16 protein-coding genes are annotated in these 17,492 nt (G+C 72.8%); 8 read left to right on the forward strand and 8 right to left on the reverse strand.

Annotated features, from left to right (window positions below; translation table 11 throughout):
* The first annotated feature begins 204 nt into the window (after positions 1–204).
* Entirely contained in the window at positions 205–1,770 is a 1,566-nt protein-coding gene (locus IF00_RS0100400; RefSeq protein ID WP_030312961.1) for a pectate lyase family protein, read from the forward strand.
* 133 nt (positions 1,771–1,903) lie between these two features.
* On the opposite strand, the gene IF00_RS0100405 is transcribed toward IF00_RS0100400, so the two are convergent.
* The gene (locus tag IF00_RS0100405) at positions 1,904–2,593 is read right to left on the reverse strand and encodes a hypothetical protein (protein ID WP_030312962.1); all 690 of its coding nucleotides are present in this window, start codon (positions 2,591–2,593) and stop codon (positions 1,904–1,906) included.
* A 137-nt stretch (positions 2,594–2,730) separates the two neighbouring features.
* Between IF00_RS0100405 and IF00_RS42475 the strand changes: the two genes are divergently transcribed.
* Positions 2,731–3,090 (forward strand): hypothetical protein, encoded by a 360-nt coding sequence (locus tag IF00_RS42475; RefSeq protein WP_051819582.1) that lies wholly within the window; start codon positions 2,731–2,733, stop codon positions 3,088–3,090.
* Between the two features lie 15 nt (positions 3,091–3,105).
* Here the strand turns inward: IF00_RS42475 and IF00_RS0100415 are convergent, their stop codons facing one another.
* From IF00_RS0100415 to IF00_RS46655, 3 genes are all read right to left on the reverse strand, one after another.
* Positions 3,106–3,831, reverse strand: a complete 726-nt coding sequence (locus IF00_RS0100415; protein WP_078944474.1) for a TetR/AcrR family transcriptional regulator — start codon at positions 3,829–3,831, stop codon at positions 3,106–3,108.
* A 168-nt stretch (positions 3,832–3,999) separates the two neighbouring features.
* Positions 4,000–5,625, reverse strand: coding sequence for an FAD-dependent monooxygenase (locus IF00_RS0100420; RefSeq protein WP_078944475.1), 1,626 nt, complete (start codon positions 5,623–5,625; stop codon positions 4,000–4,002).
* A 169-nt stretch (positions 5,626–5,794) separates the two neighbouring features.
* The gene (locus tag IF00_RS46655) at positions 5,795–5,926 is read right to left on the reverse strand and encodes a hypothetical protein (protein ID WP_388311592.1); all 132 of its coding nucleotides are present in this window, start codon (positions 5,924–5,926) and stop codon (positions 5,795–5,797) included.
* A gap of 389 nt (positions 5,927–6,315) precedes the next feature.
* Here IF00_RS46655 and IF00_RS0100430 point away from each other — a divergent pair, with 389 nt between their 5' ends.
* The 6 genes from IF00_RS0100430 to IF00_RS0100455 all read left to right on the forward strand — a co-directional run bounded on the left by IF00_RS0100430 (position 6,316) and on the right by IF00_RS0100455 (position 12,500).
* Positions 6,316–6,954, forward strand: a complete 639-nt coding sequence (locus IF00_RS0100430) for a LamG domain-containing protein (RefSeq protein ID WP_030312966.1) — start codon at positions 6,316–6,318, stop codon at positions 6,952–6,954.
* 176 nt (positions 6,955–7,130) lie between these two features.
* Positions 7,131–7,865: a hypothetical protein gene (locus IF00_RS0100435; protein WP_030312967.1), complete on the forward strand. Its 735-nt coding sequence runs from the start codon at positions 7,131–7,133 to the stop codon at positions 7,863–7,865.
* Between the two features lie 255 nt (positions 7,866–8,120).
* Positions 8,121–9,161: an N-acetyl-gamma-glutamyl-phosphate reductase gene (argC, locus tag IF00_RS0100440; RefSeq protein WP_030312968.1), complete on the forward strand. Its 1,041-nt coding sequence runs from the start codon at positions 8,121–8,123 to the stop codon at positions 9,159–9,161.
* Positions 9,158–10,309: a bifunctional glutamate N-acetyltransferase/amino-acid acetyltransferase ArgJ gene (gene argJ, locus IF00_RS0100445; RefSeq protein ID WP_030312969.1), complete on the forward strand. Its 1,152-nt coding sequence runs from the start codon at positions 9,158–9,160 to the stop codon at positions 10,307–10,309. Before argC ends, argJ begins: the two co-directional genes overlap by 4 nt.
* 17 nt (positions 10,310–10,326) lie before the next feature.
* Entirely contained in the window at positions 10,327–11,325 is a 999-nt protein-coding gene (gene argB / locus IF00_RS0100450; RefSeq protein WP_030312970.1) for an acetylglutamate kinase, read from the forward strand.
* Complete coding sequence (locus IF00_RS0100455; RefSeq protein ID WP_030312971.1) at positions 11,322–12,500, forward strand: acetylornithine transaminase; 1,179 nt, start codon at positions 11,322–11,324, stop codon at positions 12,498–12,500. Before argB ends, IF00_RS0100455 begins: the two co-directional genes overlap by 4 nt.
* A gap of 69 nt (positions 12,501–12,569) precedes the next feature.
* Here IF00_RS0100455 and IF00_RS0100460 read toward each other — a convergent pair whose 3' ends face one another.
* Genes IF00_RS0100460 through IF00_RS0100475 form a run of 4 tightly spaced genes read right to left on the reverse strand, consistent with a single transcriptional unit; the run spans position 12,570 to position 17,333 of the window.
* Positions 12,570–14,144, reverse strand: coding sequence for an amidohydrolase (locus IF00_RS0100460; protein WP_030312972.1), 1,575 nt, complete (start codon positions 14,142–14,144; stop codon positions 12,570–12,572).
* Positions 14,145–14,182: 38 nt separating this feature from the next.
* Complete coding sequence (locus IF00_RS0100465; protein ID WP_078944478.1) at positions 14,183–15,112, reverse strand: ABC transporter ATP-binding protein; 930 nt, start codon at positions 15,110–15,112, stop codon at positions 14,183–14,185.
* Positions 15,109–16,239 carry a FecCD family ABC transporter permease gene (locus IF00_RS0100470; protein ID WP_078944479.1) on the reverse strand — a complete coding sequence of 377 codons (1,131 nt, stop codon included), beginning with the start codon at positions 16,237–16,239 and terminating at the stop codon, positions 15,109–15,111. Before IF00_RS0100470 ends, IF00_RS0100465 begins: the two co-directional genes overlap by 4 nt.
* Positions 16,236–17,333: a FecCD family ABC transporter permease gene (locus IF00_RS0100475; protein WP_209439716.1), complete on the reverse strand. Its 1,098-nt coding sequence runs from the start codon at positions 17,331–17,333 to the stop codon at positions 16,236–16,238. Before IF00_RS0100475 ends, IF00_RS0100470 begins: the two co-directional genes overlap by 4 nt.
* Between the last annotated feature and the right edge of the window lie 159 nt (positions 17,334–17,492).

Raw genomic sequence — 17,492 nt, forward strand, 5'->3', positions numbered from 1 at the left:
TGCCCTGGGCTCACCCTATTCTCCCGGCGGGAAAGCGCTTTCTTTCTATCCTGAGCGCCTCTCCGAGGCCTGCCCGTGGGGGGTGTCCTCGGACCGAACGATGTTCCGCGAGCACGGCAGGGCACGGCACGGCACCGCACGGCACGGCACGGCACGGCATTCAGGAACCATCCCCAGCGTTCGAAGACGAGAAGGACGGCGAACATGAGACGACCAGTCGCACTTCGGCTCCACGCGGCACTGGCCACCCTGGCCCTCGCGGCCGCGACCGGTGTGGTGTTGGCGATACCTCAGGCATCGGCGGCGACCGGTGGCGCCACCGGTTACGCGAGCCAGAACGGCGGGACCACCGGCGGTGCCGGTGGACAGACCGTACGGGCCACCACGGGGACCGCGATCCACGCGGCCCTGTGCGCACGGGCCAGCAGCAGCACCCCGATCACCATCGAGGTCGAGGGGACGATCAACCACGCCAACACCACCAAGGTGTCGGGCAGCAGTTGCAACACCGCCGCCGGCGTGATCGAGCTCAAGCAGATCAGCAACGTCACCCTCGTCGGGGTCGGATCCGGCGCCGTCTTCGATCAACTCGGCATCCACATACGCGAGTCCAGCAACATCATCATCCAGAACGTGACCGTCCGGAACGTCAAGAAGTCAGGCTCGCCCCTCTCCAACGGCGGCGACGCCATCGGCATGGAGAGCGACGTCCGCAACGTCTGGGTCGACCACACCACCCTGGAGGCGTCGGGCGGCGAGGCGGAGGGCTACGACGGGCTCTTCGACATGAAGGACAACACCCAGTACGTCACGCTGTCCTACAGCATCCTGCGCAACTCCGGCCGCGGCGGCCTCGTCGGCTCCAGCGAGACCGAGCTGTCGAACAGCTTCATCACGTACCACCACAACCTGTACGAGAACATCGACTCCCGCGCCCCCCTGCTGCGCGGCGGCACCGCCCACATGTACAACAACCACTACCTGCGGATCAACGAGTCAGGCATCAACTCCCGCGCCGGCGCCCATGCCAGGGTCGACAACAACTACTTCGAGGACTCCAAGGACGTCCTGGGCACCTTCTACACCGACGCGGCCGGGTACTGGCAGGTCGGCGGCAACATCTTCGACAACGTGACGTGGTCCGCGCGCAGCACCGAGAACAACCCGGCGGGCCCGAACCCTCAGTCCAACACCACCGTCACGATCCCGTACGCCCACACCCTCGACTCCGCCGCCTGCGTACCGGACGTCGTCGGCCGAACGGCCGGTGCCGGCAAGGGACTTCTCGTGTCGAACGGCAGCTGCTCGCCGCAGAGTCCGAGCCCCTCGCCCACTCCGACGGCGACCTCCACGTCGCCCACCCCGGCGCCCACCACCCCCACTCCCGGACCGACCGCGCCCAGTGGGACCAACCTCAGCATCGGGGCCGGCGCCGACGGTTCCAGCAAGGCCGACGGTACGAGCTACGGCAACGTCCGTGACGGCGACCTCGGCACCTACTGGTCGCCCGCCGGCTCCACCGGCTCGGTGTCCGTCAAGTGGGGCTCCGCCACCACCGTGTCCGCGATCACCATCCGCGAGGCGGCCGGTTCGGCCGGTTCCATCGGGTCCTGGCGCGTCCTCAACGGTGACACCGGAGCCGTCCTCGCCTCCGGCAGCGGGGCCGGGGCCATCGCCGTCCCCCGCACCGCGCTCAAGAAGATCACCTTCGAGATCGTCGGCTCGACCGGCACCCCCCGCGTCGCCGAGTTCGAGACCTACGCCGGGTAGGCAGCGGGGAGGGGTGACGGCCCGGTGCGCCGACCTCGTCGTCGTCGGTACCGGTAGCGGTACCGGTCCGGGTTCGGGGTGAGCACAGCCCCGGACCCGGACCGGCCGGGCGCCGCCGGCGCGTGGCGCCCGATCAGCTCACGAACTCCCGGTCCCCGTAGTGCAGTCGAGCCTCGTTCCAGTCGGCGCCGAGCGAGACCGCGAACGTGCGCGCGAGGTCCAGATCGGCGACCTCGGCGACCAGGACGAGCCGCCCGTCGAGGGTGACCGAGCCGCCGCCGAGCTTCTCGCGGGCCCCGGGGTCCGCGACGAGCGCCTCGCTCAGCCGGCTCGCGCCGACTCCGGGCACCTCGATCTCGACCGCGTCGGTCTCCGGCGACGTCCTGGGCAGGCACCGGAAGGTGAGCACGGCCTCCTGGTCGTACTCCTCGGCGATGACGCCCGCGAGGTGGTGGAGCCCGTCCCGGCCGATCCTGTTCACGTCGAACTCGCGGGACCGCTCGTACGCGGCCCGCTGCCCGGCCTCGGACCAGAAGACGCCGTCCAGGAGTGTCGAGGCCGCCCGGCGGGCACCGTGGGCGCGGATGATCGCGCGCACCTCGTGGTCGAAGCGGGTCAGGCGCGTCCGGAGCCTGGGGTCGTCCGGGTCCGTGACGACCGCGGTGTTGTCGGTCGCGAAGATCTCCGCCGCCGGACAGTCCTGGCCCATGGTGCTCGCGTGGGTGTGCTGCGCACCCGTGATCCCGAGGAGGAGGGCGAGGGCGGCGATGCCGGTGACCGGGACGCGGAGTAGGCGCCTCGTACGGCGGGTGACGTCATTCATGGTGTGACCAACGAGTCGGGCAGGTGACCGTCGCGCCACCCCCGGTCGAGATGAGTACGCGTGCTCATTCCCTGCGCTCGCCGCCGCTCCTACCGTGTTGTCACGGCACACGACGACGCGCGGCGGAACGAGGAGACATGAGCCTCCCCCTGCAGGGCGACCCGGGAACGGCCCGGCGCACACGGCCCACCGGGTATCTGGTGACGCTCGCGGTACTGGTCGGCGGCGGACTGATGATCGACATGTTCGCCCTCTACATCTCCGTCTTCGCGACCGACAGCTGCGGGTCGGTCAGCCCGGCACCCGTCTGTACGACGTTCGGCATGCTCTCGACGTGGGCGCTGCCCTGGATCGGGCTCGGTGCCGCGGCGGCGGTGTCGGCCGGGCTCGGACTGGCGGCCTGGCGACGGGGCCGTACTCCGTGGGTCTACCTGCCGATCGGCGTCCTTCTGTACCTGGCCTCGCTGGCCGGCGCCTGGGCGATCATGGTCTCGTGAGCCTCGCGGGAGGCCTCACGGAGCCAGGTGCGCGAGGCCTCGGACGAGGAGGGTGAGGCCGAACTCGAACTCCTCGTCGACCGCCACGGACGTGAGGGACCGGGCGGCCTCGAGAAGGGCGGGGTAGGACGCCGGGTCGAGTCCGCCGTAGAAGGCCGCGAGTTCGGCGCTGTGGTCGGGGGCGGCGGCGGGACCGTACTGCTGGGCGGTGAAGCCGATGACGTAGTGCGTGACGGCCGTGAAGGCACGGGCTGCCAGGTCGGCCGGCAGGCCGTGCTGCAGGAGCGCCGCCAGGACGCGTTCGCGCTGGGCGAGTCCGTGGGGCCCGACGGGGACGTACGCCATGAGCAGCGGCAGGGTGTTCGGGTGGCGGCGCAAGGTGTCGTGGAACCCGTGGGCCGTCACCGTGAGGGCTTCGCGCCAGTCGGTGGACCTGCTCAGCGCGTCCAGGTCCACCTCGCCGAGGACGCGGTCCACGACGTACGCCAGGATCTCGTCCTTGCCGTCGAAGTGACGGTAGAGCGTGGCCGTACCGGAGTTCAGGCCGTCGGCGAGCATGCGCAGGGAGAAGGCCTGCGTGCCGTGCTCGTCGACCAGCCGCAGCGCCGTGCCCACGATGTGGCCGGTGTCGAGCGACGGGCGGCCGCGTCGCGGTTCGGCGGCAGCGGCGGCGAGCGCCTCGGGGTTCGGGCGCACGGCCCACCAGGCCGGACTGCCGGGGGGTGGCGGGGTGGCGGCCATGCGCTGGGCCCTCTTTCCTGTGCCGGGTCGTCGCCGCCCTGCGCGTCACGGCTCCCGGCGGCCATCGGTGATGCGGGGACACGGTACCGGTCGTGCGTGTACGGGCCGGGCGGGGCCACCGGGTGCCCGCCCCGCCGACCCTGCCGGAGGACCGACGTCAGCCGGCCGTCAGCCGGCCGATCGCCGGGAACACGGATGAAATGCCTGTGCCGGCCGGTTGCCGTTGCCGTATCCGGTCTCTTCGCCCTTGTGACGGATGTCGCCGATGTAGCCGTCCGGGCGGACGAGCACGACCGTGTCCTCGGTGATGCCGTACGCCGTGAGCAGGGCCGCTTCGTCCGGCGTACGCGGTGTGGTGTGCGGCAGCACGGTGTGGCGGCGCAGCGGGACGCCGCCGGGCGGCCAGGGGAGGCGGGCCAGCGCGGTGGCGGCGCCGGCGCCGAACGCGAGGGCGGTGAAGTGCGGGCCTCGGAAGAGGTCGAAGAGTCGGCTTGCGGACCCGGTCGTCGCCGTCTCGCCCATCGCCCCCGTCGCCCCCGTCACCCGGGTCCTCTCCGTCGCCCTCGGCAGAACCGCGTCCGGGGCCCGGTCGCCGCAGCGCAGGTTCGCCGTGCGGGGTGTGTCGGACGGGGCAAGAGGGCCGCCGAAGTACGAGATGCCGAGCTGATGTTCGTCCGGGCCCCGGGTGAGCCCGGACGGACGGGTGCGGCGCAGGCCCTCGTACAGCTCGGTGGAGCGGCCGAGGACCTGCGCGGCGACGGGGCGACGCTCCCGCTCGTAACTGTCCAGGAGCGCGTCGTCGGCGCCCGCGAGGACCTGCTGGAGCTTCCAGCCGAGGTTGTGTGCGTCCTGGACACCGGTGTTGAGACCCTGCGCGCCGGCGGGTGTGTGGACGTGGGCGGCGTCGCCGCAGAGCAGGAGCCGGCCGTCGCGGTAGCGCTCGGCGAGCCGGATGTTGGGACGGAAGACCGAGGACCAGGTGATGTCGCGCAGGGTGAGGGAGGTCCCCGCGCGGCGGCGCAGGAGGGCGGCGAGGGCCGTCCCGGTGAGGTCGACGGGGTCGTCGGGACGGATCTTGATCATGATCTGGAAGCGGCCTGCGTCGCCCGGCAGGGGACATGCCGCGATGCCGCGTCCGCGCAGTCGGGGCCAGATGTGCCAGTGGCCGCGCGAGAGTCCGTCGACGGTCGCGTCGACGAGGATCATCCGGTCGGTCTCGTCCGTGGTGCCCTCGAAGGCGATGCCGGCGGCCTTGCGGACGATGCTGGAACCGCCGTCGGCCCCGACCACGTACCTGCTTCCGAGGACGCGGCCGTCCTCCAGGCGCACCGTGCACGTCTCCTCGTCCTGGGTGATCTCCACGGCGCGGGCGCCGAAGTCGACGCGCACTCCGAGGCGTTCGACGGCGTCTTGGAGGAGCGCGGTGGTGGCGTACTGAGGGAGCAGGAGGACGTCGGGGTAGGGGGTGCCGGCACTGTCCGGGGCGGTGGCGTGCATCTGCCAGGCCTTGGTGAAGGGGCCGACATGGAGGCCCAACGGCGGGTAGGCGCCGCCTGCCGCGCGGGCGGCGTCGGCCAGGCCGAGGTCGTCGAGGACCTCCAGGGTGCGGGGCTGGATGCCCTTGGCCCGTGAGCCCTGGAAGCGCTTCTCTTCGCGCTCGACCACGCGTACCGGGATCCCTCGGCGGGCCAGGTCGAGTGTGAGCGCGAGGCCCACGGGCCCCGCGCCGATGACGGTGACGTCGGCGTCGAGCGCTCCCGCCGCCGCCCTGCTCGTGTCGTGCGATTCCGGCATGCCCGATGCTCCTCGCCGCCCCGGGTGCGCGAAGGGGTACGCACACCTCGATCGACTATTTCGGATACAGCGTATCCGAAACGATCCCCGGGGGGCGCCCGTGCGGTCCCGCACGCCTTTCGGTTGCGGTTCGGCCGGTCGCCTCGGCTCGACCCGCCGGTCGCTCGCCTCAGCCGTGGGGGATGACCGCTCGCCCGTCGACGCACCCCGCGCGCAGCCGCTCGCAGACCTTCGGAGCGCCGTCCAGGCCGTACGTCTCGGTGTGGACGTCGACCGCGCCGGCACGGGCCGGATCGAGCACCTCGATCGGCTCGGCCCTGGTTCCCCACCCGCCCGTCAGTCCGCGGACGGCGGGGGCCGCCGCAGTACGGCGCGCGGAGGGGCTCGGCTCTCGGCGAGGCGGAGGACTCGCCCATTCCCTCGCGTCGACGCCCGGCCGGGGCGACCGGGCCGGCGGGCCGGGTCCGGCGTCACATGACACAGCGGGTCTTCTGACGACTTGTCGCCAATAGGCCTTATTCCCCGCATGAACGGAGCCGGGCTGGGCAGATCGTTCGTGGGCCGACCGTGCCCGTGCGAGGGGAGTGTGCCGTGCTGTCCGACCTCTTCGACCGGCTGTTCAGACGCCGCGGCTCCGACAGCCGCCCGGGGACGGGCCCCCGCGGACCCGCGCGATCACCGGGAAGGGTCGTGCTCGACGCGGACTTCTCCTCCGCCGAGCAGTGGATCGCCGGCCACTCCTGGGCCTATCCCGGCGGCGGGCCGACCAATCCGGGCGACAACAAGCTCGACCACCTCGTGGAGGACCCCGCGTACAGCAGGACCGGGGTCTTCCGGGCGACCCGTCGCCCCGATGGCAAGTGGGACGCGGGACTGCTCACGACGGAGGGCAGCACGGAGGCCTTCCTGGTGCGGGCCGACGACGTCCTGGAGGCGCGGGTGCGTCTGCCGGTGGAGACGGGCGCGTGGCCGGCCATCTGGACCTGGCTCGACGGCGGGCAGGAGATCGACGTCTTCGAGTACCACCCCGACAATCCGGACCTCCTCGAACTGTCGAACCGGATCAGGGGACGCCACCTGTACTACCGGAACGCGGCGATCCGGCCGGGGGCCTGGGTCGACCTACGAGTCGAGTTCGGCGCCCGCAGCGTGGTGTGGTGGGTGAACGGCGCACGGGTCTTCGACGACCGCCGCGGGGTGGGGCGTTCCTGGCGGGCGCACCTCATCGTGAACCTGTCGGTCTGTGCGGGCCGCTACCACCCCGCGCCGGACCCCGGGGTGTCGGAGATGTCGTACGAGGTGGCGCAATTGCGCGTGTACCGGGACTGACCCCGTCGCACGGGGTCGGTGAGGCGGGTCGTGACGGTCCGTGACCCGCGGGGTCGTCGGCGACGCGCGCGGGAGGAGGGGGATGCGGGCCCCGGAGGAACGGGCGTTGCGTAGGCTCGAACAGAGCGTTCCGCGCACCCGCACCGCGCCGCCCGTACGACGAGGAGGACCCTCCCATGAACACCGCCGACGAGGGACGGCAGCAGCAGCTGGACGTGGCCAGTGTGCTCAACGCGAAGACCACCCTCCTCCAGCTCCTCGCGCGGGCGGGGGTCTACACCGGCGACGCGGAGGAACTCATCGGGCTCGTCGAGGCGGGCGCGCTCGCCGGCGCCCACACGGAGATCGCCGAAGCCCGGCGGAGTGCTCCGCAGGAGAAGGGTGAGGCCTACGCGTCGGGCTGGTCCGACGGCGCCCTGGCCGTCGCCGACGAACTCGGCACCGTCGCCGAGCGGGCGCTGATCCGCGCCGTCACCGCCGGTCCGTCGGCCGACTCCGCAGACGAGCGTTCCCCCGTCAGGCGGGCGGAGATGGAACGGGCCAAGGTGGCCGTCACGCCGCTCTATCTCTCGTTCGCCGATGCCTCCGACCTCGACCCGGAGGTCACCGAGCAGGTGCTCGGAGCGGTGCTGCGCACGATGAACCCACGGCAACGGGCCGGGTACCCGGGGCGGCTGACGCGGTTCGCGTCCGCTCACCGCGCGCACCTGGAGCGGTTGTACGCGGAGTACGGCCCGGGCAGCCCGATCGCGATCCACGGCCGCTACTCCCTCGTCCACTCCCCCACCAGCGTGGCCGTGCTCGAACGCCTGGCCGAGACACCGTCGGCGCTGCACGAGGAATGGGACGCGGCCGAACTCCCGCCGGCCTGGCTGGACGGCCTGACGACGGCGTGGGGGTCGCGGGCCTGAGGGGTCGCCGCCCACGGGACTCCTCGAAGCCCCTCCCCCCTTCCCCGCCCCCACTCCCACTCTCGCCCCACATCGCCACCAACTGAGCTCTGTCGCAGAGCCGTTGGAAACCTCTCACCTGATCCGGCGTCACACATCGGCGATTCCGCCACCGGGACAACTTAGGTTAGGCTAAGTTAAGTTCCTGTGCGTCGACTTGGGGTGCCCACCCCCGGTGTGCGCCACGTCCCCATTCATCAGGAGAGACGGAAGAACATGACCTTGCGGGTCGCGGTGGCCGGAGCCAGTGGCTATGCCGGTGGGGAGATCCTCCGCCTGATCGCCTCACATCCCGGTCTCGACGTCGGCGTCCTCGCCGCGCACAGCAGCGCCGGCCTCACTCTCGGCCAGGTGCAACCCCAGCTGACCTCGCTCTCCGACCGGGTGCTGACGGAGACGTCGGCGGAGGCACTCGGCGGACACGACGTCGTGTTCCTCGCTCTGCCGCACGGGCAGTCGGGCGCGCTCGCCGCGGAGTTGGGGAGTGACACCCTGGTCGTCGACTGCGGGGCGGACTTCCGCCTGCGCGACCCGGACGAGTGGACACGCTTCTACGGCTCCGAGCACGCGGGCACCTGGCCGTACGGGCTCCCCGAGATGCCCGGCGCCCGGGACGACCTGAAGGGGACCACGCGGATCGCCGTCCCGGGGTGCTACCCGACCGCCGTCACCCTCGCGCTCTACCCGGCCCACGCCGCCCGCCTCGTGGAACCCGAGGTCGTCGTCGTGGCGGCCGGCGGGACCTCGGGAGCCGGCCGCGCGGCCAAGCCGCATCTGCTCGGCTCCGAGGTGATGGGGTCCATGACCCCGTACGGCGTCGGCGGCGGTCACCGGCACACCCCCGAACTCACCCAGAATCTGTCCCTCGTGGCGGGCGAGCCGGTGACCGTGTCCTTCACCCCCACCCTCGCCCCGATGCCCCGCGGCATCCTCGCCACCTGCTCCGCCCGGCTGCGCCCCGGCGTGGCCGCCGACGGAGGGCTCGCCGAGGTCCGTGAGGTCTTCGCGGCCGCGTACGCGACCGAACCGTTCGTCCGGCTGCTACCGCAGGGCCAGTGGCCGTCCACGGCCTCGGTGCTCGGATCCAACACGGTGCAGGTGCAGGTGGCGCTCGATCCGGCCGCCCGCCGCCTCATCTGCGTGAGCGCGATCGACAACCTGACGAAGGGCACCGCCGGTGGCGCGGTGCAGAGCATGAACGTCGCCCTCGGCCTGCCCGAAGGGCTCGGCCTGCCCATGAATGGAGTGGCTCCGTGACCGTGACCGCCGCCCGAGGATTCCTCGCCAGCGGAGTGGCCGCCGGCATCAAGGCGTCCGGCGATCCCGATCTCGCCCTGGTGGTGAACCAGGGCCCCGCACCGGCCGCCGCGGGAGTCTTCACCTCCAACCGGATCCAGGCGGCACCGGTCCGCTGGTCACGGCGCGCCCTCGCCGACGGCCGGGTCTCCGCGGTCGTCCTGAACTCCGGCGGCGCCAACGCGTGCACCGGCACGGCCGGCGCCGACGCCGCCCGGACCATGGCCGAGCACACGGCCCTCGCCGTCGGCGTCACCCCGGACGACGTGGCCGTCTGCTCCACCGGGCTCATCGGTGTCCCCCTGCCCATGGACCGGACAACGGCCGGGATCGCCCTCGCGGCGGAACGGCTCGCCTCCGACGGCGGCGAGGACGCGGCCGTCGCGATCAAGACGACGGACTCGGTGCACAAGACCGCGGTCGTCACCCGCTCCGGCTGGACGGTCGGCGGCATGGCGAAGGGCGCGGGCATGCTCGCACCCGGTCTCGCGACCATGCTCGTGGTCCTCACCACCGACGCCGTGGCGGCCGGTCCGTCGCTCGACTCCGCACTGCGGGCGGCCGTACGGACCACCTTCGACCGGGTCGACTCCGACGGCTGCATGTCCACCAACGACACCGTGCTGCTGCTCGCCTCGGGCGCCTCCGGCGTGACCCCGGAGGACGGGGACCTCGCCGAGGCGGTGCACGCCGTGTGTCTCGACCTCGCCCGCCAGCTCGTCGCGGACTCCGAGGGCGCGTCGAAGGAGATCGAGGTGGCGGTCGTCGGCGCCGCGTCCGAGGACGACGCCGTGACCGTGGGCCGGTCGATCGCCCGGAGCAACCTCCTCAAATGCGCCCTGCACGGCGAAGACCCGAACTGGGGCCGGGTGCTCTCTGCGATCGGCACCACCGACGCGGAGTTCGACCCCGACCGCCTGGACGTGGCCGTCAACGGCGTGTGGGTCTGCCGGGACGGCGCGGCCGGGGAACCCAGGGAGAAGGCCGACCTGTCCGGCCGCCGGATCACGATCACGGTCGACCTGCGCTCCGGAGAGGCGTCCGCGGAGATCTGGACCAACGACCTGACGGCCGCGTACGTGCACGAGAACAGCGCCTACAGCTCATGAGCCGAGGGAGTACGAGGATGAGGACGCTCGGCGAGCAGCCTGCCGTGCGCGACATGGACGCCGTGCGGCGCGTGTGCGCCGCCGCGGGGAGTGTGGGCGCCGTCGGCCTCCCGGCCACGGACGTCCCCTGGTCCGAGGACCTCCAGGGCCGGACCGTCGTCGTCAAGTGCGGTGGCAGCACACTGGAGGACCCGGCGCTCCGGCGGTCCTTCGCCCAGGACGTCGTCGAGCTGTGGCAGGCGGGCCTGCACCCGGTCGTGGTGCACGGCGGCGGCCCCCAGATCAGCTCGATGCTCGACCGCCTCGCCCTGGAGGTCCGGTTCGAGGCGGGCATGCGGGTGACCACGCCGGAGGCCATGGACGTCGTCCGCATGGTGCTGACCGGGCAGGTCCAGCGGGACCTGGTCGGCGCCATCAACGCCCACGGGCCCTTCGCCGTCGGCATGTCGGGCGAGGACGCCCACACCCTGACCGCCGTACGCCGCCCGGCCTGGGTGGACGGGCGGCCCGTCGACATCGGTCTCGTCGGCGACATCGTGGACGTCGCCCCGGACACCGTACGGAACCTCCTCGCCGGCGGCCGTATCCCGGTCGTCTCCCCCGTCGCGCGCGGTGCGGACGGGCAGATCTACAACGTGAACGCCGACCTCGCGGCCTCGGCCCTGGCCGTCGCACTCGGCGCCGACCGGCTCGTGATGCTCACCGACGTCCCCGGCCTGTACGCGGACTGGCCGCGGAGCACCGAGGTGATCCCCCGGCTGACGGCCGAAGCGCTGGAGACACTGCTCCCCGGGCTCGCCGGCGGGATGCTGCCGAAGATGGAGGGCTGTCTGCGGGCGGTGCGGTCGGGTGTCGGGCGGGTGCACGTCCTCGACGGACGTACACCGCACGCCGTCCTCCGGGGTGTCCTCACGGAGGAGAACCCCGGCACCACGGTCCTGCCCGACGAGGCGCCGGGCATCACGCGGGGCGCCGCCCCGGCCGTCGCGCCGCACGAGGAGGAGGCCCCCGCATGACCGTCACCGTTCCCCTCAGGAACCGCTGGCGTGCCGTGATGATGAACACCTACGGCACTCCCCCACTGGCCCTGGTCCGTGGCGAGGGCTGCACCGTCTGGGACGAGGCCGGCCGTGCGTACACGGACTTCACCGGCGGGATCGCGGTCAACACCCTCGGGCACGCCCACCCCGCCGTGGTGGCGGCCGTGACAGACCAGGTCGCACGGCTCGGGCATGTCTCGAACCTGTTCGTCGCCGAGCCCCCGGTGGCGCTCGCGGAACGGCTTCTCGGGCTGTTCGGCAGGCCGGGCGGCCGGGTCTTCTTCTCCAACTCCGGCGCGGAGGCCGTCGAGGCGGCCTTCAAGGCCGCCCGGCGGACTGGGCGCCCGCGGGTCGTCGCGATGGAGGGCGGCTTCCACGGCCGCACCATGGGCGCCCTGGCGGTCACGGGCCAGCGGGCGAAGCGCGAGCCGTTCCTGCCCCTGCCCGGGGACGTGACGCACGTGCCGTTCGGCGACGTCGACGCCCTGCGCGCGGCGGTCTCGGAGGACACGGCGGCGGTCTTCGTCGAACCCGTGCAGGGCGAGGCGGGCGTGATCCCCGCGCCCGGCGGGTATCTGCGGGCCGCCCGGGCGATCACCCGCGCCGCGGGCAGTCTGCTCGTCCTCGACGAGGTGCAGACCGGGATCGGCAGGACCGGACACTGGTTCGCGCACCAGGCCGGACCGGGGGTGGACCCGGATGTGGTGACGCTGGCCAAGGGGCTGGGCGGCGGTCTTCCGATCGGCGCCACGGTGGCGTTCGGGGACGCAGGGGAGCTCTTGGGCCCCGGCCAGCACGGGTCGACCTTCGGCGGCAATCCGGTGGCCTGCGCGGCGGGTTCGGCCGTCCTGGAGACCATCGCGGCGGAGGGCCTCCTGGAGCACACCGTACGGATGGGTGAGCTGCTGCGGACGGGAGTCGAGGCGCTGGAGCACCCCCTGGTGGCCGAGGTCCGGGGCGCGGGGCTCCTGCTGGGCGTCGTCCTGACCGAGCCGGCCGCCGTCCGGGTCCAGGAGGCGGCGCAGGAGGCCGGGTTCCTCGTCAACGCCGCCGGTCCCGTGACCGTACGCCTGGCCCCTGCGCTGACCGTGTCGGCGCGTCAGGTCGAGGAGCTGGTGGAGTCGTTGCCGGGGATCCTGGCCCCGCGCTAGCGCGGGAGCGGCGTCCCATCCCCGCCGGCCGGCCGACGAGTCCGCCTCACCGGCCGGCCCGTTCGGGGGTCACTCCTTCGCCGGCTCGGTCCGCCCGTCGACGTACGTCGCCACGACCTCGATGTCCCCGATCCGCGAGGTCTCGACGGCCCGGGGGTCGTCCCCGAGGACCACCAGGTCGGCGCGTTTGCCGGGTGTGAGGCTGCCCGCGCTGTCGTCCCAGTGGCAGGCGTACGCGCCGGCCACCGTGTAGGCGTGCAGGGCCTCGTCGACGGTGACGGCCTCGTCCGGTCCGATCGGCCGGCCGGAGGTGGAGGCGCGTTCGACCATGAACTGGACGGCGCGGAGCGGCGAGCCGTCCGTGACCGGCCGGTCGGAGCTGCCGACGAGGGTGACACCGTGATCGAGGAAGCCGCGGCCCCGGTACATCCAGGGCGCCCGCCGCTCCCCCATGACGTCCGCGTAGTCGTCGCCGAAGTAGCGGAGGAAGTTGGGCTGGACCACGGCGCTGACGCCGAGCCGGGCGAGGCGCGGCAGCTGGTCCGGGCGGATCAGGCCGGCGTGTTCCACGCGGTGCCGGGCGGCCGGGCGGGGCCGGAGCCTCTGCGCGCGGTCCAGGGCGTCCAGGGCGAGGTCGGCGGCGCGGTCGCCGATGGCGTGGACGGCGAGCTGCCAGCCGGCGAGGTGGCCGTCGACGATGAGGTCCGCGATCCGCTCGGGCTCGTCCTGGAACTGCCCGGTGTGGGACATGCCCTCGTACGGCTCGGTGAGGGCCGCCGTACGCGCCATCATGCCGCCGTCGGTGTAGATCTTGAGGGCTCCGAGGGAGAGCCAGTCGTCGCCGAAGCCGGTGCGCAGGCCGAGGTCGAGGGCGCGCGGGATGCCGTCGTTCCGGTGGGCGGCGCGCGGGCGGAGGGTGTCGCCGGCGGCCATGAGCTGGACACGGAGGGGCAGTCGGCCCTGGTCCCTGAGGAGTTGGTACGCGCCGAGTTCGACGGGGCTGTGTCCGAGGAGGCCGCCTCCGATGCCGGCCTCGGCGCAGGCGGTGATTCCCTCGGCGAGGCAGGTGCGGCCGGCCCGCTCGATGGCGTCGGCGAGTTCCTCCTGGGAGTACGGCAGCCGGAGTCGTCGCACGGCGGTCATGGCGCTCTCGGCGAGGAAGCCGTCCTGGTGCGGCACGTCGGCCGGAAGGAGGTCGAGGACGGCGCTGTTGACGACGCAGGCGTGCCCGGAGTCGTGCATGAGGAAGATCTTGCGGCCCTGGCTGACCCGGTCGATCTCGGCGGCGGTGAGATGGCGTCCCAGGGCCCGCTGGTCGTAGCCGGCGATGTCGACCCAGGCGCCGGGCTCGGCCTTCCGGGAGGCGGCCTCCCCGATGACGGCGAGGACGTCCTCGATCCGCTCGCAGGGGGCGATGCTCGGGGTGTCGGCCTTCAGTCCGGCCCATGCCAGGTGGACGTGGCTGTCGATGAATCCGGGCAGCACGGTGGCGCCCTGGAGGTCGACGACCTCACGGGCGGGGAGTGAGGTCACGGCCTCGTCGAGGCCCACGATCCGCCCCCGCCAGATGCCGAGGTCGTGGGCGACGGGGTGGTCCGGGTCCATGGTGAGAATGCGCGCGTTCGTCAGCCTCGTACAGAGCATGGGCAGTCCGTTCCCGTTCCCGGTCGCTGTCGCTGTCGTCAGGAGGTCTTGGCCATCGCGGTGTCGGACGCGGCCGGCCCGTTCCCGCTCGCCGTCCCGTCGACGTCCGTGTCCGCGTCGGCGTCGGCGTCGGTCGTGCCCGTCACCCGGGCCGGGGCGTACCCCTTGGGTGCGGCGGGCACCATGAGCGGGGTGCCGGTCTCGGGGTCGGGGATGATCCGGCAGGGCAGGCCGAAGACGTCCTCGACCAGCTCGGCGGTCATGACGGTCGACGGGTCGCCCTCGGCCGCGACGATGCCGCCCGGGCGCATCACGATGAGGTGGGTGGCGTACCGGCAGGCCTGGTTGAGGTCGTGCAGGACGGCCACGATCGTGTGGCCGCGGCGGGCGTGGAGTTCGGCGCACAGGTCGAGGACCTCGACCTGGTGGGCGATGTCGAGGAAGGTGGTCGGCTCGTCGAGGAGCAGGATCTCGGTCTGCTGGGCCAGGACCATCGAGAGCCAGACGCGCTGGCGCTGGCCGCCGGACAGGTCGTCGACGGGTCGGTCGGCGAGTTCGAGCACGCCGGTCTGTCGCATCGCCTCGACCACGGCCGCCTCGTCGTCGGCGGACCACTGCTTCAGGAGGCCCTGGTGGGGGTAGCGGCCCCGGGCCACGAGGTCGCCCACCGTGATGCCGCCGGGCGCGGTGGAGGACTGCGGGAGCAGTCCGAGCCGGCGGGCGACCTCGCGGGAGCGGTACGAGGCGATGGCGGCGCCGTCCAGGTAGACCTGTCCGGCGCGCGGCTTGAGCATCCGGGCGAGGGCGGTGAGCAGGGTGGACTTGCCGCAGGCGTTGGGTCCGACGACGACCGTGAAGGAGCGGTCGGGGATCTCGACGTCGAGGTCGCTCGCCACCGTCCGCTGGTCGTAGGAGAGGGTCAGGTTCTCGGCGCGCAGGCGGGAGGCCGGACGGTTCGTTGCTGTCATGCGCGGCTCTTTCGCGACTCGGTGACCAGTAGCCAGATGAGGTAGAGCCCGCCGACGCAGCCGGTCGCCGTGCCCACCGGGAGGAGCGCGGGGGCGAAGATCCGCTGCACGGCGAGGTCGCTCAGGGCGAGCATGACGGCGCCCATGAGGGCGGACGGCAGCAGGGCGGGCCCGGACGAGCCGGTGATCTTGCGGGCCACCTGGGGCGCGGCCAGGGCGACGAACCAGATGGGTCCGGTCACGGCGGTGGCGAACGCGGCCAGGGCGACGCTGATCACGAGCAGGACGGTGCGGGTGCGTGAGACGTCGACGCCGAGGGCCATGGCGGTGGTGTCGCCCATCTCGACCATGGAGAGGCGGCGGGAGAGGAAGAAGGCGAGGGGCAGGAGTACGGCGACCGCGATGCCGATGGCCTGGGCGTGGATCCAGAGCCGGTTGCCCAGGCTGCCGATCAGCCAGGACTGCGCTTCGAGGGCTTCCTGGAAGGTGGCACGGGTGATCAGGTACGAGTTGACGGCGAGGAGCAGCGCACTGACGCCGATGCCGACGACGACGAGGCGGAAGCCCTGGATGCCCCGGCCGATCATGAGGAGATGGACGGCGAGGGCCGTGCCGAGGCCGCCGACGAGGGCGCCGAGCGCGATCTCGGTCATGCTGCCGTGCAGCATGACGATGACGACGAGCGCGCCGACGGCGGAGCCGTTGGTGAAGCCGATGATGTCGGGGCTGCCCAGGGGGTTGCCCGTGATGCTCTGCAGGATGGCGCCGCTGACGGCGAGGGCCGCGCCGACGCACAGCGCGGTCACGAGGCGTGGCATGCGGAGGGTGTTGACGACGAAGTCGGCGATCCCGGTGCCGTTTCCGGTCAGCGCCTGGACGACCTCGCCGACGGAGAGGTCGAAGTCGCCGGTGGTCAGGGTGATGCCGGCGACGACGAGGAGGGCGACGAGGAGGGCCGCGGTGGCGGCGACGGTGCGGCCCTGGACGCGCAGGGAGACGGTCCCGGAGCGGGTACGGACGACCCGGCCGGTGATGACACGGGGCAGGTCCGGCACGGTCGCCCCGCCGGGCCTCCCGCGGGGCGTCGGGTCGGGCGCGGAGGCCTTCGCCTCCCGTACGGCAGTCACAGCATGACCAGCTTTCGGCGGCGGCACAGGGCGATGAACAGGGGGGCGCCGATGAACGCGGTGACGATGCCGACCTGGAGCTCGCCGGGGGCTCCGAGCACCCGGCCGAGCACGTCCGAGCCCAGGAGCAGGACGGGGGCGATCAGCATCGAGTACGCGAACACCCACCGCTGGTCGGGCCCGACGACGAACCGGGCGATGTGCGGTACGGCGAGACCCACGAAGCCGATCGGTCCGGCGGCGGCGGTGGCGGCCCCGCACAGGAGCATCACGGCGACGGCGCCCAGGGCACGGGTCCGGCCGACGTTGACGCCGAGGGCCCGGCCCATCTGGTCGCCCATGGCCAGGGCGTTGAGCGAGGGGGCGAGGACGAGGGCCACGACGAGGCCGGTGCCGATGAAGGGCAGGGCCATCACGACGATGTCGTGGTAGCGGCCCGCGAGGGAGCCGACGGTCCAGAAGCGGAACTGGTCGAAGGCCCGCGGGTTGAGCAGCAGGACGGCCCAGTTGAAGGCGTACAGGACGGCGGTCACGGCGGCGCCGGCGACGACGAGCCGCTCGGGCGAGGCGAGTTTCCGGCCGGAGGAGCCGAGCAGATGGACGCCGACGGAGGCGGCGGCGGCGCCGGCGAGGGCGAACCACACGTAGCCGAGCGGGGCCGCGACGCCGAAGAAGGCGATGGCCACGACGACGCCGGCGGAGGCGCCGAGGTTGACGCCGAGCATGCCGGGGTCGGCGAGCGGATTGCGTGTCAGGGCCTGCATCAGGGCGCCGGCCAGACCGAGGGCGAGGCCGACGAGGATGCCGAGGAGGGTCCGGGGGATGCGGTAGTCGTGGATGATGACCGACGTCTCGGACCCGTCGGGGTTCCACAGGGCGTCCCAGGTGGCGGTGAAAGGGATGCCCCGGGTGCCCACCCAGACGCTGAGGAGTCCGACGAGGACGAGGGCGGCGAGCCCGACGACCAGTCCCAGTCCCCGTAACGCGGCCCCGGTGCGGCCCGACCCGGGCGCGTCGGGAGCCGTGGTCTTCTCCGCGGTTCGCTCCTGGGGCCGCTGTCCCCGCACCACCCGGGATTCGACGGACAACGACAACTCCCCCTGGCGGCGGTACAGATGTACGGCGGGAACCCGGCGGCGCGAGACCGAAGGATCACGACTTAGGTGAGGCTAACCGAACCGCGTCTTGAGGTCAACGCGCCGAACAGGCCCGCCGGACACCTCTCCCGGGGCCCTCCGGACCTCCCCACGACC

It is taken from the genome of Streptomyces flavochromogenes (assembly GCF_000717595.1).
Taxonomy (GTDB): Bacteria; Actinomycetota; Actinomycetes; order Streptomycetales; family Streptomycetaceae; genus Streptomyces; species Streptomyces flavochromogenes.

What these genes read in the sequence shown, in the direction of transcription:
- IF00_RS0100460 (WP_030312972.1), bottom strand. Translation starts at nt 14,144, where the DNA reads ATGCTCTGTACGAGGCTGACGAACGCGCGCATTCTCACCATGGACCCG.
- argC (WP_030312968.1), top strand. Translation starts at nt 8,121, where the DNA reads ATGACCTTGCGGGTCGCGGTGGCCGGAGCCAGTGGCTATGCCGGTGGG.
- IF00_RS0100415 (WP_078944474.1), bottom strand. Translation starts at nt 3,831, where the DNA reads ATGGCCGCCACCCCGCCACCCCCCGGCAGTCCGGCCTGGTGGGCCGTG.
- IF00_RS0100400 (WP_030312961.1), top strand. Translation starts at nt 205, where the DNA reads ATGAGACGACCAGTCGCACTTCGGCTCCACGCGGCACTGGCCACCCTG.
- IF00_RS0100465 (WP_078944478.1), bottom strand. Translation starts at nt 15,112, where the DNA reads ATGACAGCAACGAACCGTCCGGCCTCCCGCCTGCGCGCCGAGAACCTG.
- IF00_RS42475 (WP_051819582.1), top strand. Translation starts at nt 2,731, where the DNA reads ATGAGCCTCCCCCTGCAGGGCGACCCGGGAACGGCCCGGCGCACACGG.
- argB (WP_030312970.1), top strand. Translation starts at nt 10,327, where the DNA reads ATGAGGACGCTCGGCGAGCAGCCTGCCGTGCGCGACATGGACGCCGTG.
- IF00_RS0100405 (WP_030312962.1), bottom strand. Translation starts at nt 2,593, where the DNA reads ATGAATGACGTCACCCGCCGTACGAGGCGCCTACTCCGCGTCCCGGTC.
- IF00_RS0100455 (WP_030312971.1), top strand. Translation starts at nt 11,322, where the DNA reads ATGACCGTCACCGTTCCCCTCAGGAACCGCTGGCGTGCCGTGATGATG.
- IF00_RS0100435 (WP_030312967.1), top strand. Translation starts at nt 7,131, where the DNA reads ATGAACACCGCCGACGAGGGACGGCAGCAGCAGCTGGACGTGGCCAGT.
- IF00_RS0100420 (WP_078944475.1), bottom strand. Translation starts at nt 5,625, where the DNA reads ATGCCGGAATCGCACGACACGAGCAGGGCGGCGGCGGGAGCGCTCGAC.